The sequence below is a fragment of the Bacteroides rodentium JCM 16496 genome, assembly GCF_000614125.1.
Lineage (GTDB): Bacteria > Bacteroidota > Bacteroidia > Bacteroidales > Bacteroidaceae > Bacteroides > Bacteroides rodentium.
Genome location: NZ_BAKJ01000002.1, coordinates 1 through 19910 on the forward strand (window position 1 = coordinate 1; position 19910 = coordinate 19910).

Sequence of the window (19910 nt, forward strand, 5' to 3'; positions counted from 1 at the left end):
CCCGAAGGGGAGGTGGTAGCGATACATATAGCATTGTTTTTTCATTACTTTGTATTCCCCTACCACCCCGCCCGTTGGGCACCCCTCCTCCTCGGAGGAGGGGAATTAAGTTACTCTCTATTTCACCTCTTTTCTTCGCAAGTCATTTCTGTTTGACTATAAAAGCCTGTTTAGTGATGATTAAAAATAAGTTGGTACAGATAAATGGGAATTTATACATTTATAATTAGGTGTTCGGAATGACAGCGCAGCTAAATTGTACATTGTACATTGTCTAATTGTAAATGAGCTGAATTATTATTTCCGTTCCAAGTTATTTTTTCATCGTTACTTAGCATTGCTTGGCGTTTCGTATATATTCACCCCCATAATCTTGCCGTGAAGCACTTGTCGAGGTATATTTTGGCTTTATAATTGCATTCTTAGAAAAGATTGTTTCATTGTTTTATATTCTAATGAAATAATTTTGCCTCGGGAAAAAATAGAAATTCGTTTAATGTTTAAATCTAATAGTAAGCCTATGATATAAAAAAGAACGATTTAATCAGCTTAAATTGCTTGTCGAGAAATTTTGCTTGCGAGACACAGTATTAATAAAAATGCGGAAGAGTAATCTTCCCTAATATTTCTAATCTAATATATAAAAACATGTCTAAGAAAATCTTATTTTTATTTTTTTGCGTGTTTGCACTTGCCGTACATTCTCAGAATGTAGTGATAAAAGGTAGTGTGACAGATGTGAATCAAGAGCCTCTGTTGGGTGTAAACATTAAAGTAAAGGGAACCACTACGGGAACCATTACCGATATTGACGGTAACTTTTCGATAAACGGGCCGAAAGGGGCTACGCTTGTCGTCTCTTACATCGGTATGGTGACTCAGGAAGTGCAGTACAAGGGACAACCGCTGAAGATTGTGTTGAAAGACGATGCACAGGCTTTGGAAGAAGTGGTGGTCGTAGGTTACGGTACGATGCGTAAGAAAGACTTACGGGTTCTGTGGTGCAGGTTCGTCCGGACAAGATTGCTAACGATAATCCTAAAACTGTACAGGATGTCTTGCGCGGTACACCGGGTTTGACTGTAGGATACGGTGAAGGTGATGCCGGTGCTAAAGGTGGTGGTGCAATGAAGATTCGTGGTCAACGTTCAGTTTATACCGACGGTGGACACAATGATCCGTTGCTTATTCTTGATGGAATGTTTTTCTATGGTGAGCTTTCTGAAATCAACCCAGATGACATTGCACAGATTGACGTTTTGAAGGATGCTTCTGCTGCTGCTGTTTATGGTGCACGTGCTGCGAATGGTGTTATCATTATCTCTACCAAAAAAGGAAAACAGGGTAAACCGACAATCAATTTTACAGCTAGTATCGGATTGACTCAAAAAGCAGCTTATCGTGACAGATGGCAGAACCCGGAGGACTATTTGCAACATTATGTAGACTGGAAAGAAAAGAATACATATGGTGTAAATGCTGAAACCGGTGAATATGCCGCTTACTCAAGACCGGGTAATGAATATACTTCAAAACCGGGTTATTTCCGTAATCCTAATGATTTGGACGGTGTGTCTTTGGAAACATGGAGAGCTTATACTACTAATGCTGAAGGGGAATCAGACCTGAGTATCTGGGCTAGACGTTTGGGCTTTAGAGCTAATACAGCTTTGATGGATAACCTCTTGGCGGGTAAAACAATGGATTGGCAGGATAAGGCATTCCGTTTGGGTTTCAACCAAGATTATAATGCTAGTATCAGTGGGGCAGGTGAAAAGATTGACTATTATATGTCACTAGGTTACTTGCGTAACGAAGGTGCTTTTGTAGATGATACCTATCGTTCTATCCGTGGTAATTTCAAATTGAATGCGAAGGTGACTGATTGGCTTGAATTGGGTGCTAATCTTAATTTCCAGGATCGTTCAGATGGTGAAATTGGTATGGATAAAGGTGGTTTCATGGAAAACAGCCCTTATGCAGTATTTAAGGATGAAGAGGGTAATTATGTACAAGACCCTTTGATGTTCCAGTATGACCGTAATAACTTGACAAACTGGTATTACGAAAAACAATATTTGGAGTTACAGAAAGGATATACCATATTCAATACGATTTTTAATGCGAAATTGAAATTGCCGTTTGGCATTACTTATACATTCAATGCTGCTCCGCGTTTTCAGTATTTCCATGACCGTTACTTCATGTCTGCTGAACGACCGAACTCTAAGCCGACTGACCGTGGTGTGAACCGTGAACAAGCTAAACGCTTCGACTGGTCTTTGAATAATACTATTACTTGGGATCATATTTTTGCCGATAAGCACCATGTTGTTTTGACGCTGGCGCAAGAAGCAGAAGAACGTCAGTATTGGTCAGATCGTATCGAAGCCCGTAATATCTTGCCATCTGATGTACTTGGATTCCACAATACGCAAAATGGTGATAAGTCGGCAAGTTCGTTTAGAAGTGATGACTCACATCAGACCGCCGATGGTTTAATGGCTCGTGTATTCTATTCTTATGATGACCGCTACATGGCTACTTTCACTATGCGTCGTGATGGTTACTCAGCTTTTGGTTCTTCTAATCCTTACGCTTACTTCCCGTCTGGTGGTTTGGCATGGACTTTCTCTAATGAAGAGTTCTTCCAGCCGTATTCTCACATAATGAGTACCGGTAAGTTGCGTGTATCTTTCGGTAAGAACGGTAACCGTTCGTTGTCTAATCCTTATGAAGCTCTTGCCAACCTTTATCCTGGTGGTGGAAAGATGCAGGGATATCTTACATCTTCCGGTGATTTGTATTTGCTGCGTTATTTGATGGCTCAGCGTATGGAAAATCCGCGCCTGCAGTGGGAGAAGACACAGTCTTGGAACTTTGCTTTGGACTTCGGCTTCTTGAATGACCGCATAACCGGTACATTGGAGTATTACCGCATGAGTACTAAAGATATGATTATGACACAGCGTTTACCAAACTTTACTGGTTTTGAAGGTATTACGACTAATTTGGGACAAGTTGATAACAACGGCCTTGAAATCGCTTTGAACACATTGAATATTGATAATAAAAATTTCCAATGGAATACAACATTCAGTCTCTCATATAATAAGAACCGTATAAAGCATCTGTATGGTGATTATGAAGATGTATTGGATGCTTCAGGCAATGTGATTGGTAAAAAAGAGGCTGACTACGTGGGTAATGGCTGGTTTATAGATAGACCTATCAGTGCAATCTGGGATTATAAAGTGACTGGTATTTGGCAGAAAGATGAAGTAGAGGAAGCAAAGAAATACGGTCAGGTTCCGGGTGATCCGAAGGTATGGAACAATCCAGCCAACGATGAATACGATGCCGATGGAAATTTGAAGAAGGTTATTTATAATAATGATGATAAAGTATTTCAAGGACAAACGGCAGCTCCTGTAACTTGGGCATTGCGTAATGACTTTACTCTGTGGAAAGATTTGACATTGTCTATCAATATATATTCTCGTATGGGTCATAAGAGCCTTGAAAGTATGTATCTGAACAATGACGATGATGGTGGTGGTATGACTTACCGTTTGGTGAATAAACCTGCTAAAGAGTATTGGACAGTAGATAATCCGAGCAATAAATATGCGCGTATTGAAGCACAAGGCCCTGAAGGCGCCAAAGGAGCTCGCAGACTTTATAACCGCTCTTTTGTTCGTTTGGAAAATATTTCAATAGGTTATACATTGCCCAGACAATGGACAAAGAAAGTAGATGTTGAACGTGCTAAGGTATATGCTACAGTTCGGAATGCGGCTGTATGGGGTTCTAAGGACTGGGAATATTATGGTGACCCGGAAACCGGTAATTATGCTTCTCGTATTTGGACACTGGGACTTAACTTAACATTCTAAATCTTTTAACTCAAGAATAAATATGAAAAACTATATTCAAAAATTTGTTTGCAAGGGATTTATCCTGATGGCCGGAGCTCAATGGTACTGACCGGTTGTAAAGAAAGCTTTTTGGAGCCTGATCCACAGACCATGTTCAAACCTAGCGAAGTGTTTACTACAGAAGCTGGTCTTAGGTCTGTACTGGCTATCTGTGATCGTCAATTGAAAAGAAACTATGTGAGTGAAGATTCTCGTGAGATGATGGCGTTACCTACAGAGTACACTTTCTCTGATTTGATGGTACCTGCTGCGACCGATAAATCGGGATTCCTTGATAACGTAGATAATATGCTACGTTCGAATAGCGATCAAAGTACAGAAAAAAACTTAGGTCGTACAAATAGTATATATTTCTTTTGGAGACAAGGTTATGAAGGTATTCGAAATGCTAATACATTGCTTTCGTTTATAGATGATGTCCCTATGGATGAGACTTTGAAGAAAGAGTATATTGGTCGTGCCTATTTCCATCGTGCTTATCGATATTATGCGTTGGTATTCCAGTTTGGACACGTACCTTTGCTTACCCAATTAACTTCTTCACCTAAATTGAATTATCGTTCTACTCATAGGGATGCAATTCTGGAAAAGATGGCTCTTGATATGGAGTATGCTGTTCAGTGGGTACCTGAACAGAAGGATATGCAATACGTTGGTATGGTGAATAAGGGAGCTTGCCGTATGTTGCTTTCCAAACTATATTTGGCTCTTGGCAAGTATGAGGATGCAAAGGCACAACTGGATATTTTGATTAATCAGTCAGGTTATTCGTTGATGACTAATACTTTCGGTACTTTCTTTGAAGGTGGCGAACCTGCTTCTTGGCCTATTACACGTAACGTGATTTGGGATTTACACCGTCCTGAAAACAAATTGATTGCGGCTAACAAGGAAGTTATTATGGGTATGCCTAATCGTGGTGCTGCAGCTGAGTCGTTTATCCCGATGCTGACTATGCGTATCATGTATCCTTTCTTCTTTGATGGTAGAATCAAGATGCCTGATGGCAAACAAGCGTTGTTTAATCTTGACCGTACTAATGGCAAATACCGTTTGGAATATGACTACATGCGTGGTTTGGGGCGTGGTATTGCTACTTTCCGTACCAGTACTTTTTATCAGGATGGATTGTGGGCTGTAAATGGCAAAATGGACAAAACGGATTTACGGCATAGTTCAGAAACTGGAAACTGGATGCACATGGAAAATTTGCGTTGTAATAATGTAGACTCCGAATTTTACGGGCAAAACATTATGCTTCATTCTGACAGAGATTTTTGGGGCAAAGATAAAGATGGAAACCCTGTGTTGGTTACAGCAAAAGGGCAATTACTGTGTTCCGATACAATCCGTCGCTGGTTTGATGTGCCTCATTACATCTTCTGCATGGATGATGTAGTCAACCAAGCTTTGATTAAAAACAATGGTCTTGAAGGAGCTACTGAAGGTAGTGTCGCAGACTGGTATCTTTATCGTTTGGCAGAAGCTTATTTGCTTCGTGCTGAAGCTAAATTCTACATTAATCCGAACGATCCGACTATCAAGGATGACCTGAATATCATCAGAGGACGTGCGCAATGCTCTGAGCTTTATACTGGCAATGTGACTATCGGCGATATCATGGATGAGCGTGCACGCGAACTTTTCTATGAAGAGTGGCGAAATGTAGAGTTGACTCGTGTATCTCTTTGTTTGGCTCGCAGTGGAAGACCTGATGAATGGGGAAATACCTATAATGTGGAAACTTTTGACACACAAACCGGCACAGATATGGAAGGAGGTAGCTATTGGTACCAACGTTGTGTACGCAAAGGTATGTACAACAAGGTATAACAATTCATGTTGATGCCACTAAGACAGACATCAATTTTATTATGGGTAAGCACAATATTTATTGGCCGATTCCTTATAATGCCATTGAGGCTAATAAAAATGCTAAGCTGTGGCAGAATATAGGTTATACAGAGTATGACCCTGCTACTCCTATTTGGAAAACTTGGCAAGAAGCCGTAGAAGATGAAGGCAAGTTGAACTAATCCACTGCTTTTGTCGCTGACATAAACCTTTATGGAGGTATATTTGGAGCAATATGAAAAAATATGCAGAATATACCTCCATTTTTCTATAAAAATGATTTGCTTTGCCGAAAAAAGTATAGACGTATGAAAAAAATAATGATTGCATTGACAGGACTGTTGCTGTGCGTATCGTCCTGTACTACGCAGCCGGTGGAGGAGAAAACGCTCTCCGGACTGAATCCGGCAGACTTTCGCACAGAGGTAAACGGCAAACAGACAGACCTGTTTGTCTTGAAAAACAAGAACGGTATGGAGGTGTGTATCACCAACTACGGCGGTCGCATTGTGTCGGTGATGGTGCCGGATAAAGATGGCAAGATGCGAGATGTGGTGTTAGGTTTTGACTCCATCCAAGACTACCTGAACATCCCCACCAACTTTGGTGCTACCATCGGTCGCTACGGAAACCGCATCAACCAAGGCAAGATTACGGTGGACGGCGTGGACTACCAGTTACCGCGCAACAACCACGGTCACTGCCTGCATGGCGGTCCGCAAGGGTTCGATGTACAGATGTTCGATGCCCGCCGGCTGAGCGAACAGGTTGTGGAGATGACCTATTTTTCGAAAGACGGTGAAGCCGGATTCCCCGGTAACCTGACTTGTAAGGTGACCTTCTCGTTGACTGATGACAATGCCCTGGACCTGCGCTACAGCGCCGAGACAGACCGCACTACGGTTGTCAACCTGACCAACCACTCTTATTTCAACCTGGATGGTGACGACTCTCCGAAGAATGCAGACCACCTGCTGACCATTAATGCCGATGGCTATACACCTGTGACAGTACCTTGATGACAACCGGTGAGATAGCTCCAGTGGAAGGAACTGTGATGGACTTCCGCCAACCCACCGCCATCGGTGCGCGCATCAACAACGACTTCATCCAGCTGCAATATGGCAAGGGATACGACCACAACTGGGTACTCAATACCCAGGGTGACATTTCGAAGGTGTGCACCACACTGGAATCGCCGAAGACAGGTATCGTGCTCGATGTATATACCAACGAACCGGGCATACAATTCTATGCAGGAAACTTCTTGGACGGCACCGTGAAAGGAAAGCGGGGCGTGGTGTACGGGCACCGTGCTTCCGTCTGCCTGGAGACACAGAAATACCCCGACACCCCGAACAAACCGGAGTGGCCCTCGGTGTTGCTGAAGCCGGGCGAGAAGTATGACAGCCACTGTATCTACAAGTTCTCTGTGAAGAAATAATCCGGAGTGCTTGGGCTGAAGATTGATAACAACTGAAAAACAAACAACCATGAAACAGAATTTACGTTCTCTTTGTATGTCGCTGATTGCCGCATTCGCCCTGGCGGGTACGGTCGTGGCACAAGACTATTTTGCAAATTTCCCCATAAAGGCAGACCCGAAGATTGTGGGCAAGCGTGTGAGCAGCCGCCTGCTGGAGACCAAACACCAGCTCTACGGCGACCGCGGCATCCACTATGCCGAAGTGTGCACCTGGTATGGCGCGCTCCGCTTTGCGAGATGACGAACGACCAGGATTTGATTAAGAAGCTGCGCAACCGCTTCGAACTCTTGTTCCATCTGGAGAAAGAGTTGCTTCCCCCGCCCATCCACGTGGACCAGAACATGTTTGGCTGCCTGCCCCTGAAGCTCTATCGCATGACGAAGGACGAACGCTACAAGGAGCTGGGCTTGCCCTATGCCGACACGCAATGGACCCTTCCGGAAAATGCCAAGGAGGGCGAGCGCAAATGGCACAAGAAGGGATACTCCTGGCAGACCCGCCTCTGGATTGACGACATGTATATGATTACCATCGTGCAGTCTGAAGCCTACAAGGTGACCGGAGATACCAAATACATCAACCGCGCCGCCAAGGAGATGGTGCTCTATCTGGACGAGCTGCAACACGACAACGGCCTCTTCTATCACGCACCCGACGTGCCCTACTATTGGGGACGTGGCGACGGCTGGATGGCTGTGGGCATGACAGAGCTGCTCTTCAACCTGCCGCAGAACGACCCGAACCGCGACCGCATCTTGAAGGGCTACCGCCTGATGATGACCAACCTGAAGAAGTATGTGAACGAAGACGGCCTGTGGAACCAGCTGATTACCGAAAAGGATTGCTGGACGGAGACTTCGGGCTCGGCCATGTTTGCCTATGCCATGATTCTTGGCGTGAAGAACGGCTGGCTGGACAAGGACGAATTCGGCCCCGTGGCCCGCAGAGCTTGGCTTGGCCTGTGCAACTACCTGGACGACAACAACGACTTGGTGGACGTCTGCATCGGTACCGGCAAGAAGAACAGCCACCAGTATTACCTGGATCGTCCCCGCATCACGGGCGACTATCATGGACAAGCTCCGATTATCTGGTGTGCATACGCACTGTTGAATGAATAAATAATTGAAAGAGGAGGGTGTGCCAAAACTCTTTTCACCACAGGGTAACACAGAGTATCTCAGAGTTTTTTGTTGATAATCAAGAGTTAAAAGTTATCTCTGTGTTACTCTGTGTCCTCTGTGGTGAATTATGACACACCCTCTCCTGTTTCCCACTTAAAAAGAAGTTATCCCATGAATATCAGCAGCCGTTGGGCAAATGCCCTAACCTTTGCTATCCTGTTGCTCGTAGCCACGGCAACAGCAGCCGGACAGATGCCGGTCAATGACGTCAGAGCTTCCGAACATATCTGGCTCGACTCGGATATCACCCACCAAGGAGGTTATCAATGGAAAATGAAGAAGGCAGGCGACGTGGCCGATGCCGGCGAGCAACTCTCCTTGCCCGACTACCCCACCACCGACTGGATGCCCGCTATTGTGCCCGGAACGGTGCTGAACTCTCTGGTTTACAATAAAATGTATCCAGAACCTTATTATGGAATCAACAACAAAATCGAATCCCACTTGATTCCCGACATTTCGGAAATCGGTCGCGACTTCTACACCTACTGGTTTAGGACAGAGTTTGAAGTGCCGGAATCGTTCAAAGGAAAACATATCTGGCTACAGCTGGACGGCATCAACTACCGTGCCGATGTGTGGGTGAACGGCTACCTGCTTAGCTCGATGAAGGGCATGTTCCTGCAAGACTACATCGACGTGACCAGCTTTGTGAAGATTGGCGGAAACAATGCACTGGCCATCAAGGTCTATCCGGTGGACGTGCCGGGCAGCACCAAGCCGAAGTCTTGGGGCGCGGTGGGCGAGTTCCACAACGGTGGAAACGGCAACATCGGGTGGAACACCACCATGTTGATGACTGTGGGATGGGATTTTACCTTTATGGACGGCATCCGCGACCGCAACACGGTATATGGAAAAACATTTCGCTCTATGCCACCGGCAAACTGGCCTTGCGCCATCCCTTCGTGAAATCGGAACTGCGGAAGCCCGGCTACGACCAGGCACGCGAATCGGTGTCGGTAGAGGTAGTGAATCCTACCACCGGATTCAACCCCATCCGCTGCACAGTAAAAGGGGAGATTGTGGGCGAAAACATCACGTTCGAAAAAGAACTGAAAGTCTTGCGTGGAGAAGAAAAACTTGTGACCTTCTCCCCGGAAGAGTTCCCGCAACTGGTGATGGACAATCCTCGCTTGTGGTGGCCTGTGAACAAAGGTCCCCAAAACCTGTATGAACTGAAACTGACCGTGGCCGTGGATGGAGTAGTGTGTGACTCGGTGAAGACGAAATTCGGCATTCGCGAGATTACTTCGGACACGAACACGCCTGATAAGTCGCGCGTCTTCTATGTCAATGGCAAACGCCTTTTTATCCGTGGAACGAACTGGATACCGGAGGCCATGCTGCGTACGTCTGACGAACGTACGTATGCCGAATTGAGGTATAGCCTTCAGTCCGGTGTCAATCTGTTGCGTATGTGGGGTGGCGGAATAGCCGAATCGGACTACTTCTTCCAACTTTGCGACGAGATGGGTCTGTTGGTGTGGCAGGAATTCTGGATGACGGGCGATACGCGTCACCCGCATGACAAGGGCAATTACCTGGACAACGTGGCTTCTACCGTGAAGCGCATCCGCAACCATCCTTCTCTGGCTTACTACGTCGCCTCCAACGAGAGTACGGAAGTGACCGGAACCCCTGAATTGCTGAACCGGTTGGACGGTACGCGCGGTTACCAGATGCAGTCGGAATGTGCCGGCGTGCACGACGGCAGCCCCTACAAGCAGGTGAACCCGATGCAGCACTACGAGAACACCGCTTCTCCGCGCGGAAGCCGTGTCGACGGTTTCAATCCGGAGTATGGTGCTCCTACGCTTCCCACAGTGGAAATCCTCCGTGAGATGATGGACGAGAAAGACCTTTGGCCCATCAACAAGGAGGTGTGGGACTATTTGGACGGTAACGGTTTCCACCTGATGACTACCATGTACACCGATTTGGTGAACAACTATGGGAAGTCGTCTTCGATTGACGAGTTTGCACAGAAAGGACAATTGTTGGGGGCTATCAACTCCAAGAGCATATGGGAGGTATGGAACTATAACAAACTGGACTATGGCGACCGCTTCTGTTCCGGTCTTCTGTTCTGGTATCACAACTGCTCCATGCGGCAGGTCTCTTCCCGCATGTGGGACTGGTCTTTGGAACCCACAGCCTCGCTGTATCATACCGCCAATTCGCTGGAACCGCTGCACGTGCAGTTCGATTATCTGAAGAATACGGTATCGGTAGTGAACGATTATTACCGGACTTTTACCGGTTATAAGGTAACTGCTCAAGTATACGATATCCATAGCAGGAAGGTTTTTGAGGCCGCTACTACCATCGACCTGCCCGAAGATGGTGTAGTGAACGACGTGCTGACCATCCGTTTCCCTGAAGACATCTCTCAAGTGCACTTCATCAAGTTGTGGCTGAAAGATGAAAAGGGCAAGGATGTCTCTTCCAATTTCTATTGGCGTTCAAACGATAAGTATGAAGGCAGCAAGACACTGACCGGGCCTGCTTCATCGGGCTTCGAGACGCTGAACCGGCTGAAAGCGGCCCAAGTGAAGCTCTCCTACAAGACGCGCCGCGCAAATGGTCGCTACTTCGTGGACATCGACCTGAAGAACGCTTCGCGCGAGATAGCCTTCTTCCAGCAGTTGCAACTGCTCGACTATCGGATGAGCCCGATACGTCCGTCGTTCTATTCGGACAACTTCTTCTCCCTGATTCCGGGCGAGAGGAAAACGGTGACCATAGAAACCGGTGAGGAGAAGCTGGGTGAGGAAACCGTTCTGGTGCTGAAAGGTTGGAACACGGATGCTAAGAAGTATAAACTAAAATAAGACTATAGCGTGAAAAGAATCTGCACTTTTACAACTCTTTTGCTACTTGCTTGGGGAGCATTTGCCCAACAGCATTTCGATGTGGTGATAGTGGGCGGTAATCCCGGAGGCATCATGGCAGCTATTGCGGCAGCCCGGCAGGGAAAGACTTCTGTGATTTTGGAACGTACCCGGCACATCGGTGGATTGCCTGCTAACGGGCTGGGAGCCACGGATATTGCCACCCGCCAGGCAACGACCGGCCTTTTCCTGGAATTTACTTCCAGGGTCAGGCAATATTATGCAGACCGTTATGGAGCAAATTCCCGCCAAGTGACGGATTGCAGCGACGGGTTCCACTTCGAACCCTCTGTGGCGGCAACTGTCTACCAAGATATGCTGGACGAGCACAAAGATAAGATAACAGTACTCCTGATGCGGCAATTTGATGCCGAACTTCCCAATATATCCGTCCGTTCTGGACGGATTGAAAGCATCCGCATCCTGAACCGTGAAAATGGAGAGCAGGAAACCTATCGGGGAAATGTTTTTGTAGACGCTACCTATGAAGGCGATTTGGGAGCTGCCGCCGGTGTGCCTTTCCGTATAGGGCGGGAAGGGAAGGCAGAGTTTGACGAACCCGGAGCCGGGCGCACCTACGAATACTGGAAAAGCCTGCCAGCCGAAGGCAGTACCGGTGAAGCGGACAATGCTGTTCAGGCATACAATTATCGCTTTGCCTGACCAACGACCCTGACAACCGCCTCCTTTTCCCGAAGCCGGTGTCTTATAATAGGGATGAGTATGTCTCGCTGATAGAAGACGTCTGGACCGGAAAGAATACTCAGCGCGCCATGCTGCAAGTGACAGAGGAGATGATGGAAGAGAACCGCTGCCACATTGCCGCCGGACATCCTACCCGGTTGGCCGGAGACAGCTGGGGAATCGGAAAGCTGAGCAACATGGTGAAACTGCCCAACCGGAAGACCGACGGCAACAACCAGCACGCTGCATTTATTTCCACCGATTTACCCGAAGAAAATTGGCCCTGGCCCACCTCGTCGTGGGAGTGGAGAGACCGGTTTGCCCAACGCCTGAAAGACTATACGCTTGGACTGTTCTGGTTTGCCCAGAACGATTCGGAGCTGCCGGAACACTTCCGCAAGGCCATGCTGGAGTGGGGGCTGGCAAAAGATGAATATCAGGATAACGGAAATTTTCCCCGGCAGGTTTATGTGCGCGAGGGAAGGCGTTTCGAGGGCGTTTACTTTTTTACAGCCAAGGATGCGCTGCCCACAGCACCAGGCAAACGCCCGCCTTTGCATGCCCATAGCGTGACATCCAGTCATTATGCACTCGATTCGCATGCTGCCAGAAAGAGGGAGACTGGACGAGCACACTTGGATGGTTTTGTCAGCTATCCTACAGCTGTCTATACGGTGCCATTGGGCGTGATGTTGCCCCGGAATGTAAAGAACCTGCTGTTGCCGGTTCCCGTATCCGGTTCGCACATCGGTTTTTCCACCTTGCGCATGGAGCCTTGCTGGATGGCGCTGGGGCAGGCGGCGGGCATTGCGGCTTCGCTGGCCATCGACAGCCAAGTGCCAGTGCAGGATGTAGACCTGTACAGGTTGCAAGATCTGTTGATAGGACAGAAGGCGACACTTGTCTATTATCGCGATGTGCGACCGGACGATACTCACTTCCGTTTGGTGCAGTACATGGGTCTTCGGGGATATCTGCCCGAGTGGAACGCCGATTTGCAAGGGACGGTCGATGAAGAGACGCTACACTGCTGGAGCGCATTGTGCGGTTTCTCCCTCAAAGCCATTCCCGGCAAGACATCACGGCTGGAAGTGCTGAGCATGATTTATGAGCGCTTTTGTAAATGAAACGATATTAATCATATGAAAGCAATGAATAGAATAAAACTTATGATAGGACTGGTGGGGGGACTGTTGCTCGGAAGCCTGCCTGCCTCGTCTTCTTCGGGCGATACGGATAAGAAGCAGCCTGAGGGTTGGGTAATAGGTCCCTTCCGGCGCCCCGAGGGTGTGAATCCGGTGTTGGTGCCGCAGCCTACCGCCTTCCATTGCCCCATGCGGAAAGAACAAGTGAAGTGGGAGGAGAGCGATGTCTTCAATCCGGCTGCCACCGTAAAGGACGGGAAGATAGTCGTCCTCTATCGTGCCGAAGACAATTCGGCACAAGGCATAGGCAAACGGACCTCCCGCATCGGTTATGCCGAGAGCAAGGATGGCATGACAATGAAGCGGATGGACAGTCCGGTGCTGTTTCCCGGCGGAGATGAATTTGAAGGCATCGAATGTCCGGGTGGGTGCGAAGACCCGCGCGTGGCAATGACCGAAGAGGGGCTCTACGTGATGCTCTACACGGCGTGGAATCGGAAGACACCCCGCTTGGCTGTGGCTACCTCGCGCGACCTGAAACACTGGACCAAACACGGCCTGGCGTTTGAGAAGGCATATGGCGGGAGGTTTGCCCGCATAGCCACGAAGTCGGCTTCCGTCCTGACAAAGGTGCAAGGTGGAAAGCTGGTCATCGACAAGGTGGAAGGCAAATATTTTATGTATTGGGGGGAATACGCCGTGCATGCCGCCATCTCCGACAATCTGACCGACTGGTATCCGGTGTTGGATGCGAACAATGAATTATTGAAGATTGCCCGTCCGCGCAATGGATACTTTGACAGCCAGATGACCGAATGTGGTCCTCCTGCTGTCCGCACCAAGCAAGGTATTGTATTGTTGTATAACGGGAAGAACGACAAGAAGAGAGGTGATGCCCGCTATCCGGCAGGTGCGTATTGTGCAGGCCAGCTGCTGCTCGACTCCAATGATCCCTATAAAGTGTTGGGGCGCCTGGATACTCCCTTCTTCCAACCCGAAGCTCCCTTCGAAAAAAGTGGGCAGTATAAGGACGGGACGGTCTTCATCGAGGGGCTGGTTTATTACAAGAAGAAGCTTTACCTCTATTACGGATGTGCAGACTCGCAGGTGTCGGTGGCCGTGTGCGACGACGTAGAGAAACTGCTGAAAGTGCAACGATAGTATCAAACATCTATTTATGCAATCATTTTAATTTTAAACGGATAGAACCAAATCATTATGTACAAGAAAGTATTTACCCTATTGCTGCTTTGCCTCTCAACCCAATTGTTGACAGCGCAGAAGAGTTTGTTGAAGAACTTCCCCGAAGGATACACCCCCGACGAAATAGGACGGCGCATCGCCTACCGCTTTGTCACCGAAAAACATGCCCTGCATGCCGGCAAGTGGATTGGCTATCCTGAAACCTTCTACTGGAACGGCTCCTTGAAATATGCTGCTGCCGCTAAGGACAAGACGCTCGTCAAGTTGCTGCAAGCCCGCTTCGAGCATCTCTTCACTACCGAGAAGGCTCTGTTGCCCATCAAGAACCACGTGGATTTGAACATGTTCGGCAGCCTGCCCTTGGAACTCTACTGGGTGACGAAGGACGAACGATACAAAGAGTTGGGATTGCCCTATGCCGACACCCAGTGGGAAGTGCCTGCCGATGCCAAACCGATCGAGAAGGAGTGGGCAGGGAAAGGCTACTCTTGGCAGACCCGCCTTTGGATTGACGACATGTATATGATTACCATCGTGCAGACGCATGCCTACAAGGTGACCGGCGACAGTAAGTACATAGACCGTGCTGCCCGCGAGATGACGATGTACCTGGACGAGTTGCAACGCCCCAACGGCCTTTTCTACCATGCGCCCGACGTTCCTTTCTACTGGGGTCGCGGTAATGGCTGGATGGCTGCCGGCATGACCGAACTGCTGCGCTACCTGCCTAAGAACCATAAGGACAGGCCGCGCATCCTGGAAGGCTACCTGACGATGATGAAGAGCCTGAAGGAGTTCCAGAATCCCGAAGGTCTATGGAACCAGCTTTTGGACGACCCTGCCTGCTGGACGGAGACATCGGGCTCGGCTATGTTTACCTTTGCCTTCATCACAGGTGTGAAGAACGGCTGGCTGAATGCCAAAGAGTATGCGCCCGCTGCCCGCAAAGCTTGGCTGGCGCTGGTGAACTATCTGACCGAGAAGAACCAGGTGCGCGAGATTTGCGTAGGCACCAACAAGAAGAACGACAAGCAATACTACTACGACCGTCCGCGCGTACCGGCGATTTCCATGCCCAAGGTCCTTACCTGTGGTGTGTGGCTGCGCTGATGGAATAAGGGCAGTTTTGAATCTATTGTTCTATATTTTGAAATAAAATGTCTATCGGAATTTTTATTAAGCGGATATATTTGCAACTGAAACCGGAAAAAGAGAATCGAACTGTTTATTAAAATTTTTGAAACATAGAAATACAGCATGAACATGAAAAATTATATATGTCTCTTGTTACTTTGCTTCTGTCTGGCTGGATGCGGGGAGAAAGCGAGACCTGTAGTAGTAGAAACCGCTTACTTGCCGATAGCAGACCCCTATGTGATGTCTTACGGAGGCAAGTATTATGCCTACGGCACTGGGGGCACGGTGGAAGGAGAGGGTTTTGCTTGCTTCTCGTCCGATGACTTGATAAACTGGAAGCGCGAAGGCCAGGCGCTGGCGGCTGTCGACTCTTACGGCACGTGGGGCTTTTGGGCTCCCGAAGTGTATTACATCGAGTCGAAGAAGAAGTTCTACCTCTTCTACTCGGTCGAGGAGCATATCTGCGTGGCGACGGCAGACACTCCCCAAGGTCCTTTCCGTCAGGAGGTGAAGCAGCCGATTTGGGACGAAAAGAGCATCGACACTTCTCTTTTCATTGACGATGACGGCACACCTTATCTCTACTTCGTGCGCTTCACCGGAGGAAACGTTATCTGGGTGGCCCGGGTGAACGACGATTTGACCTCCATCCGGCAGGAGACGCTGACGGAGTGTGTCAGGGTAGAGGAGCCTTGGGAACTTTCGCAAGACAAGCCTGCCCGAGTGGCCGAAGGGCCTTCGGTCTTGAAGAAAGACGGTACTTATTACCTCGTCTACTCTGCCAACCACTTTGAAAGCAAGAACTACGGGGTGGGGTATGCCACTGCAAGCAGTCCGATGGGACCGTGGAAGAAGTACGGAGGAAACCCCATCTTGCAGCGGGCAGACGGCTTGACGGGTACCGGACACGGCGCTCCTTTCTGCGGCAAGGATGGCAAGTGGAAGTATATCTTCCATGCACATTGGAATTCCGAGAAGGTGCAACCGCGCACTTCCTACATTAAGGATTTCACTTTTTCCGACTGTGGCACCATTGCCATTGGTGGTAGCTTAATAAGGCCGCAAGTGGTGAAGTAGCGTTCGTCCGGACTTCTGTCGGCTTGAAATCCATAATTCTCAAAAAATAAATAAAACGATATGAAAAAGTTTCTTGTATTATCCATTTCATGCGCTTTGATGGCATGTTCCTCTTCGGTTAAAAAAGAAAGCTTGCCGAACGAACAGTCGAAAAGCACGTACCACAATCCCGTGGTGGACTATAGTCTGCCCGACCCGTCTGTAATAAAAGGGGACGACGGTTACTTCTACTTGTATGCCACCGAAGACATACGCCATCTGCCGATTCACCGCTCCAAGAACCTGGTAGATTGGGAACTCGTGGGCACTGCCTTCACCAAGGAGACCCGCCCCACTTTTGAAAAGAAGGGTGGCTTGTGGGCGCCGGACATCAACAAGATTGGCGACAAGTATGTGCTTTACTACTCTATGTCGGTCTGGGGTGGTGAGTGGACCTGCGGTATCGGTTGCGCTACTGCCGACAAGCCCGAAGGACCTTTCACCGACCACGGGAAGCTGTTTCGCAGCAACGAAATCAATGTGCAGAACTCCATCGACCCCTTCTATATGGAAGACGGGGGGAAGAAGTATCTCTTTTGGGGCAGTTTTCGCGGAATCTATGCCATAGAGCTGGCCGACGACGGTCTTTCGCTGAAGGAGGGTGTCGCGCCGCAGCAGGTGGCAGGAACGGCCTACGAGGGCACTTACATCCACAAGAAGGACGGACACTACTACTTCTTTGCCTCTGTAGGCAGCTGCTGCGAGGGCTTGAAGAGTACTTACACTACCGTGGTGGGACGCTCGGACAAACTTTTCGGTCCCTATCTGGACAAGCAGGGTGGCAGTATGATGGACAATCGGCACGAAGTGCTGATTCATAAAAGCGATGCCTTTGTGGGTACCGGTCACAACTCGGAAATCGTGACGGACAATGCCGGCAACGATTGGTTCTTCTACCATGCGGTCAGCGTGAAGCATCCCGAAGGCCGTGTGTTGATGTTGGATAAAATCTGTTGGGAAGACGGATGGCCTACGGTAAAGGGTTCCGTGGCATCCGAAGAGGCAGAAGCACCGGAGTTTTAATGCCTGTGGGTATGTCCGCTTGTGAAGTATCCTTTTGATTGTTGTAGATAACCTCTGATTATTAACTTTTAATGCCATCTTTACATGATGAAACTGAAAACAATATTTTTGGGAGCGTTGCTTGCCGTCGGCGTTGTGCGTGCGGGGGCAGTCGGACATGCTCCGGAAAACATCTCTGCTTCCATTTCCTTGAAAGTGCCGGGGAACGGTGCCAAGTCCTACTCGCTGGCCTTGCAGAAGATGCAGAATGGTGTGTACAGCTGCCGGGCTTCGGAGAAGTTGCCGCTGGACATCACCCGCCGGGTGGTGGACAAGGATGGAAAACAGCGTATTACCGTCACACTCAAGGCACTGGAGAATGTGTATTTCAACTACGGGGAACAGATAAAGACCGGTTACAAGCATTCGGACTGCCAGTTCTACATGCCGGGCTTCTGGTATCGCCGCAACCTGCGTTCGCCGAAGGAAGCGCCTTCTTTCCATACATCGGACAGCTGGCTGGTGCGTGAGGACCGTTTGAGCACTCCGCTGACGGCAGCTTTCAATCCGGCAAGCGGTAAGTCCATGTCGGTTATCCGTATAGACAAGTTCGACAAGGAAGCTTTGACCACCCACAAGGAAGGGGAGGTCATCTTGTCCGGCGAGACTTCTATCGGGTATACCGGTTTCCAGAATGTGGACGGCATGACTGTCTTGGCATACGGTTTTCCTTATAAGGAAGCACCGAAGACATATATCCGCAAATTGACGCTGGCTCCTGCCGTTGAGGCTTTCCAGCTGCTTCGCAAGGGAGACAGCATCTCCATGACCTGGGAATTGTCCGAAAGGGATGCGGCTGATTTCTCGGAATGCGTGCAGCGCACCTGGGAGTATTGCTACGACACCAACCGCCCGAAACCGGTTGACACGCCTTACACGGTGGACCGTATGAAGGAAGTGATGAGCAACTTCTTCGTGGAAAGCTATGTCAGCAACACACCCACTCATTATTACTCTGGTGTAGAGTTGGAGACTGCCACTTGTGCCAATACGGATGTTGCCGAAGTGGGCTTTGTGGGGCGTACGTTGCTGAATGCCTTCAACGCTCTGGAATACGGCAAGCAGCAGAATCGCCAAGATTTGGTGAACAACGCCAACAGCATCTTCGATACTTATCTTCAGAACGGTTTCTCGCCTGCCGGTTTCTTCAACGAAGTGGTGCACTACAACCGCGGCTTCAAGGAAACCAGACATAGCATCCGCCGTCAGTCCGAAGGTGTGTATGCTGTTCTGAACTATCTGAACTACGAGAAGCAGCAGAAGCGCAAGCACCCCGAATGGGAGAAACGCATCAAGGGCATGCTGGACAGTTTCCTCAAGTTGCAGAACGAGGACGGCAGCTTCCCGCGCAAGTTCAAGGATGATTTCTCTATCGTGGATGCCAGCGGCGGTAGCACGCCTTCGGCAACATTGCCTTTGGTGATGGCGTCCAAGTATTTCAAAGACAAGCGTTATCTGGCAAGCGCCAAGCGTACGGTAGACTATCTGGAGAAGGAACTGATATCCAAAGCCGATTATTTCTCTTCTACGCTGGATGCCAACTGCGAGGACAAGGAAGCCTCCTTGTATGCTGCTACGGCTGCTTATTATCTGGCTTTGGTTACCAAAGGAGAAGAGCGTGCACACTATGCCGGTCTGGCAAAGAAAGCCGCTTATTTTGCCTTGTCGTGGTATTATACTTGGGATGTTCCTTTTGCCGAAGGTCAGATGCTGGGAGATATCGGCTTGAAAACCCGTGGTTGGGGAAATGTGTCGGTAGAGAATAACCATATCGATGTATTCATCTTCGAATTTGCCGATGTGCTGCATTGGCTCTCCAAGGAGTACAACGAGCCGCGCTTCTCTGACTTTGCCGAGGTGATATCCACTTCCATGCGCCAGTTACTGCCGTATGAAGGACACATGTGTGGCATTGCCAAAGTAGGCTATTACCCGGAAGTGGTGCAGCATACCAATTGGGATTACGGACGTAACGGAAAAGGATATTACAACAATATCTTCGCTCCGGGCTGGACGGTTGCTTCTTTGTGGGAGTTGTTCACTCCGGGACGTGCGGAGCAGTTCTTGTTGAAAAAGTGATGTACTGACATTTGCAACGACCTTTGCCTCATAGTGTAACGCCTTTTATCACAGTGTGTAGAAAGCCTTACGCTATGAGGTAAAGGTATCTTGCTTTATTTTCAAACTAATTTTAATTGCTACTTTT

Annotated in this window: 4 protein-coding genes and 7 pseudogenes; all 11 read left to right on the forward strand. The window is 48.7% G+C overall.

Features of this window, described 5'->3' with window-relative positions:
- Positions 1–648: 648 nt before the first annotated feature.
- Positions 649–3896 (forward strand): annotated as a pseudogene (locus JCM16496_RS00825) (SusC/RagA family TonB-linked outer membrane protein).
- 22 nt (positions 3897–3918) lie between these two features.
- Positions 3919–5974 (forward strand): annotated as a pseudogene (locus JCM16496_RS00830) (RagB/SusD family nutrient uptake outer membrane protein).
- Between the two features lie 126 nt (positions 5975–6100).
- A pseudogene (locus JCM16496_RS00835) lies at positions 6101–7236 on the forward strand (aldose epimerase family protein).
- 76 nt (positions 7237–7312) lie between these two features.
- Positions 7313–8400: pseudogene (locus tag JCM16496_RS00840) on the forward strand (glycoside hydrolase family 88/105 protein).
- Positions 8401–8574: 174 nt separating this feature from the next.
- Positions 8575–11297, forward strand: a pseudogene (locus JCM16496_RS00845) (glycoside hydrolase family 2 protein).
- A gap of 9 nt (positions 11298–11306) precedes the next feature.
- Positions 11307–13168: pseudogene (locus tag JCM16496_RS00850) on the forward strand (FAD-dependent oxidoreductase).
- 24 nt (positions 13169–13192) lie between these two features.
- The gene (locus tag JCM16496_RS00855; protein WP_025831655.1) at positions 13193–14347 is read left to right on the forward strand and encodes a beta-1,2-mannosidase; all 1155 of its coding nucleotides are present in this window, start codon (positions 13193–13195) and stop codon (positions 14345–14347) included.
- Positions 14348–14404: 57 nt separating this feature from the next.
- A pseudogene (locus JCM16496_RS00860) lies at positions 14405–15507 on the forward strand (glycoside hydrolase family 88/105 protein).
- A gap of 139 nt (positions 15508–15646) precedes the next feature.
- The gene (locus JCM16496_RS00865; RefSeq protein ID WP_025831657.1) at positions 15647–16603 is read left to right on the forward strand and encodes a glycoside hydrolase family 43 protein; all 957 of its coding nucleotides are present in this window, start codon (positions 15647–15649) and stop codon (positions 16601–16603) included.
- A gap of 60 nt (positions 16604–16663) precedes the next feature.
- Positions 16664–17665 (forward strand): family 43 glycosylhydrolase, encoded by a 1002-nt coding sequence (locus tag JCM16496_RS00870; protein ID WP_025831659.1) that lies wholly within the window; start codon positions 16664–16666, stop codon positions 17663–17665.
- Positions 17666–17752: 87 nt separating this feature from the next.
- A complete protein-coding gene (locus JCM16496_RS00875; RefSeq protein ID WP_025831661.1) occupies positions 17753–19783 on the forward strand; it encodes a hypothetical protein in 2031 nt (676 codons plus the stop codon).
- Positions 19784–19910 lie beyond the last annotated feature (127 nt).

What these genes read in the sequence shown, in the direction of transcription:
- JCM16496_RS00855 (WP_025831655.1), top strand. Translation starts at nt 13,193, where the DNA reads ATGAATAGAATAAAACTTATGATAGGACTGGTGGGGGGACTGTTGCTC.
- JCM16496_RS00865 (WP_025831657.1), top strand. Translation starts at nt 15,647, where the DNA reads ATGAACATGAAAAATTATATATGTCTCTTGTTACTTTGCTTCTGTCTG.
- JCM16496_RS00870 (WP_025831659.1), top strand. Translation starts at nt 16,664, where the DNA reads ATGAAAAAGTTTCTTGTATTATCCATTTCATGCGCTTTGATGGCATGT.
- JCM16496_RS00875 (WP_025831661.1), top strand. Translation starts at nt 17,753, where the DNA reads ATGAAACTGAAAACAATATTTTTGGGAGCGTTGCTTGCCGTCGGCGTT.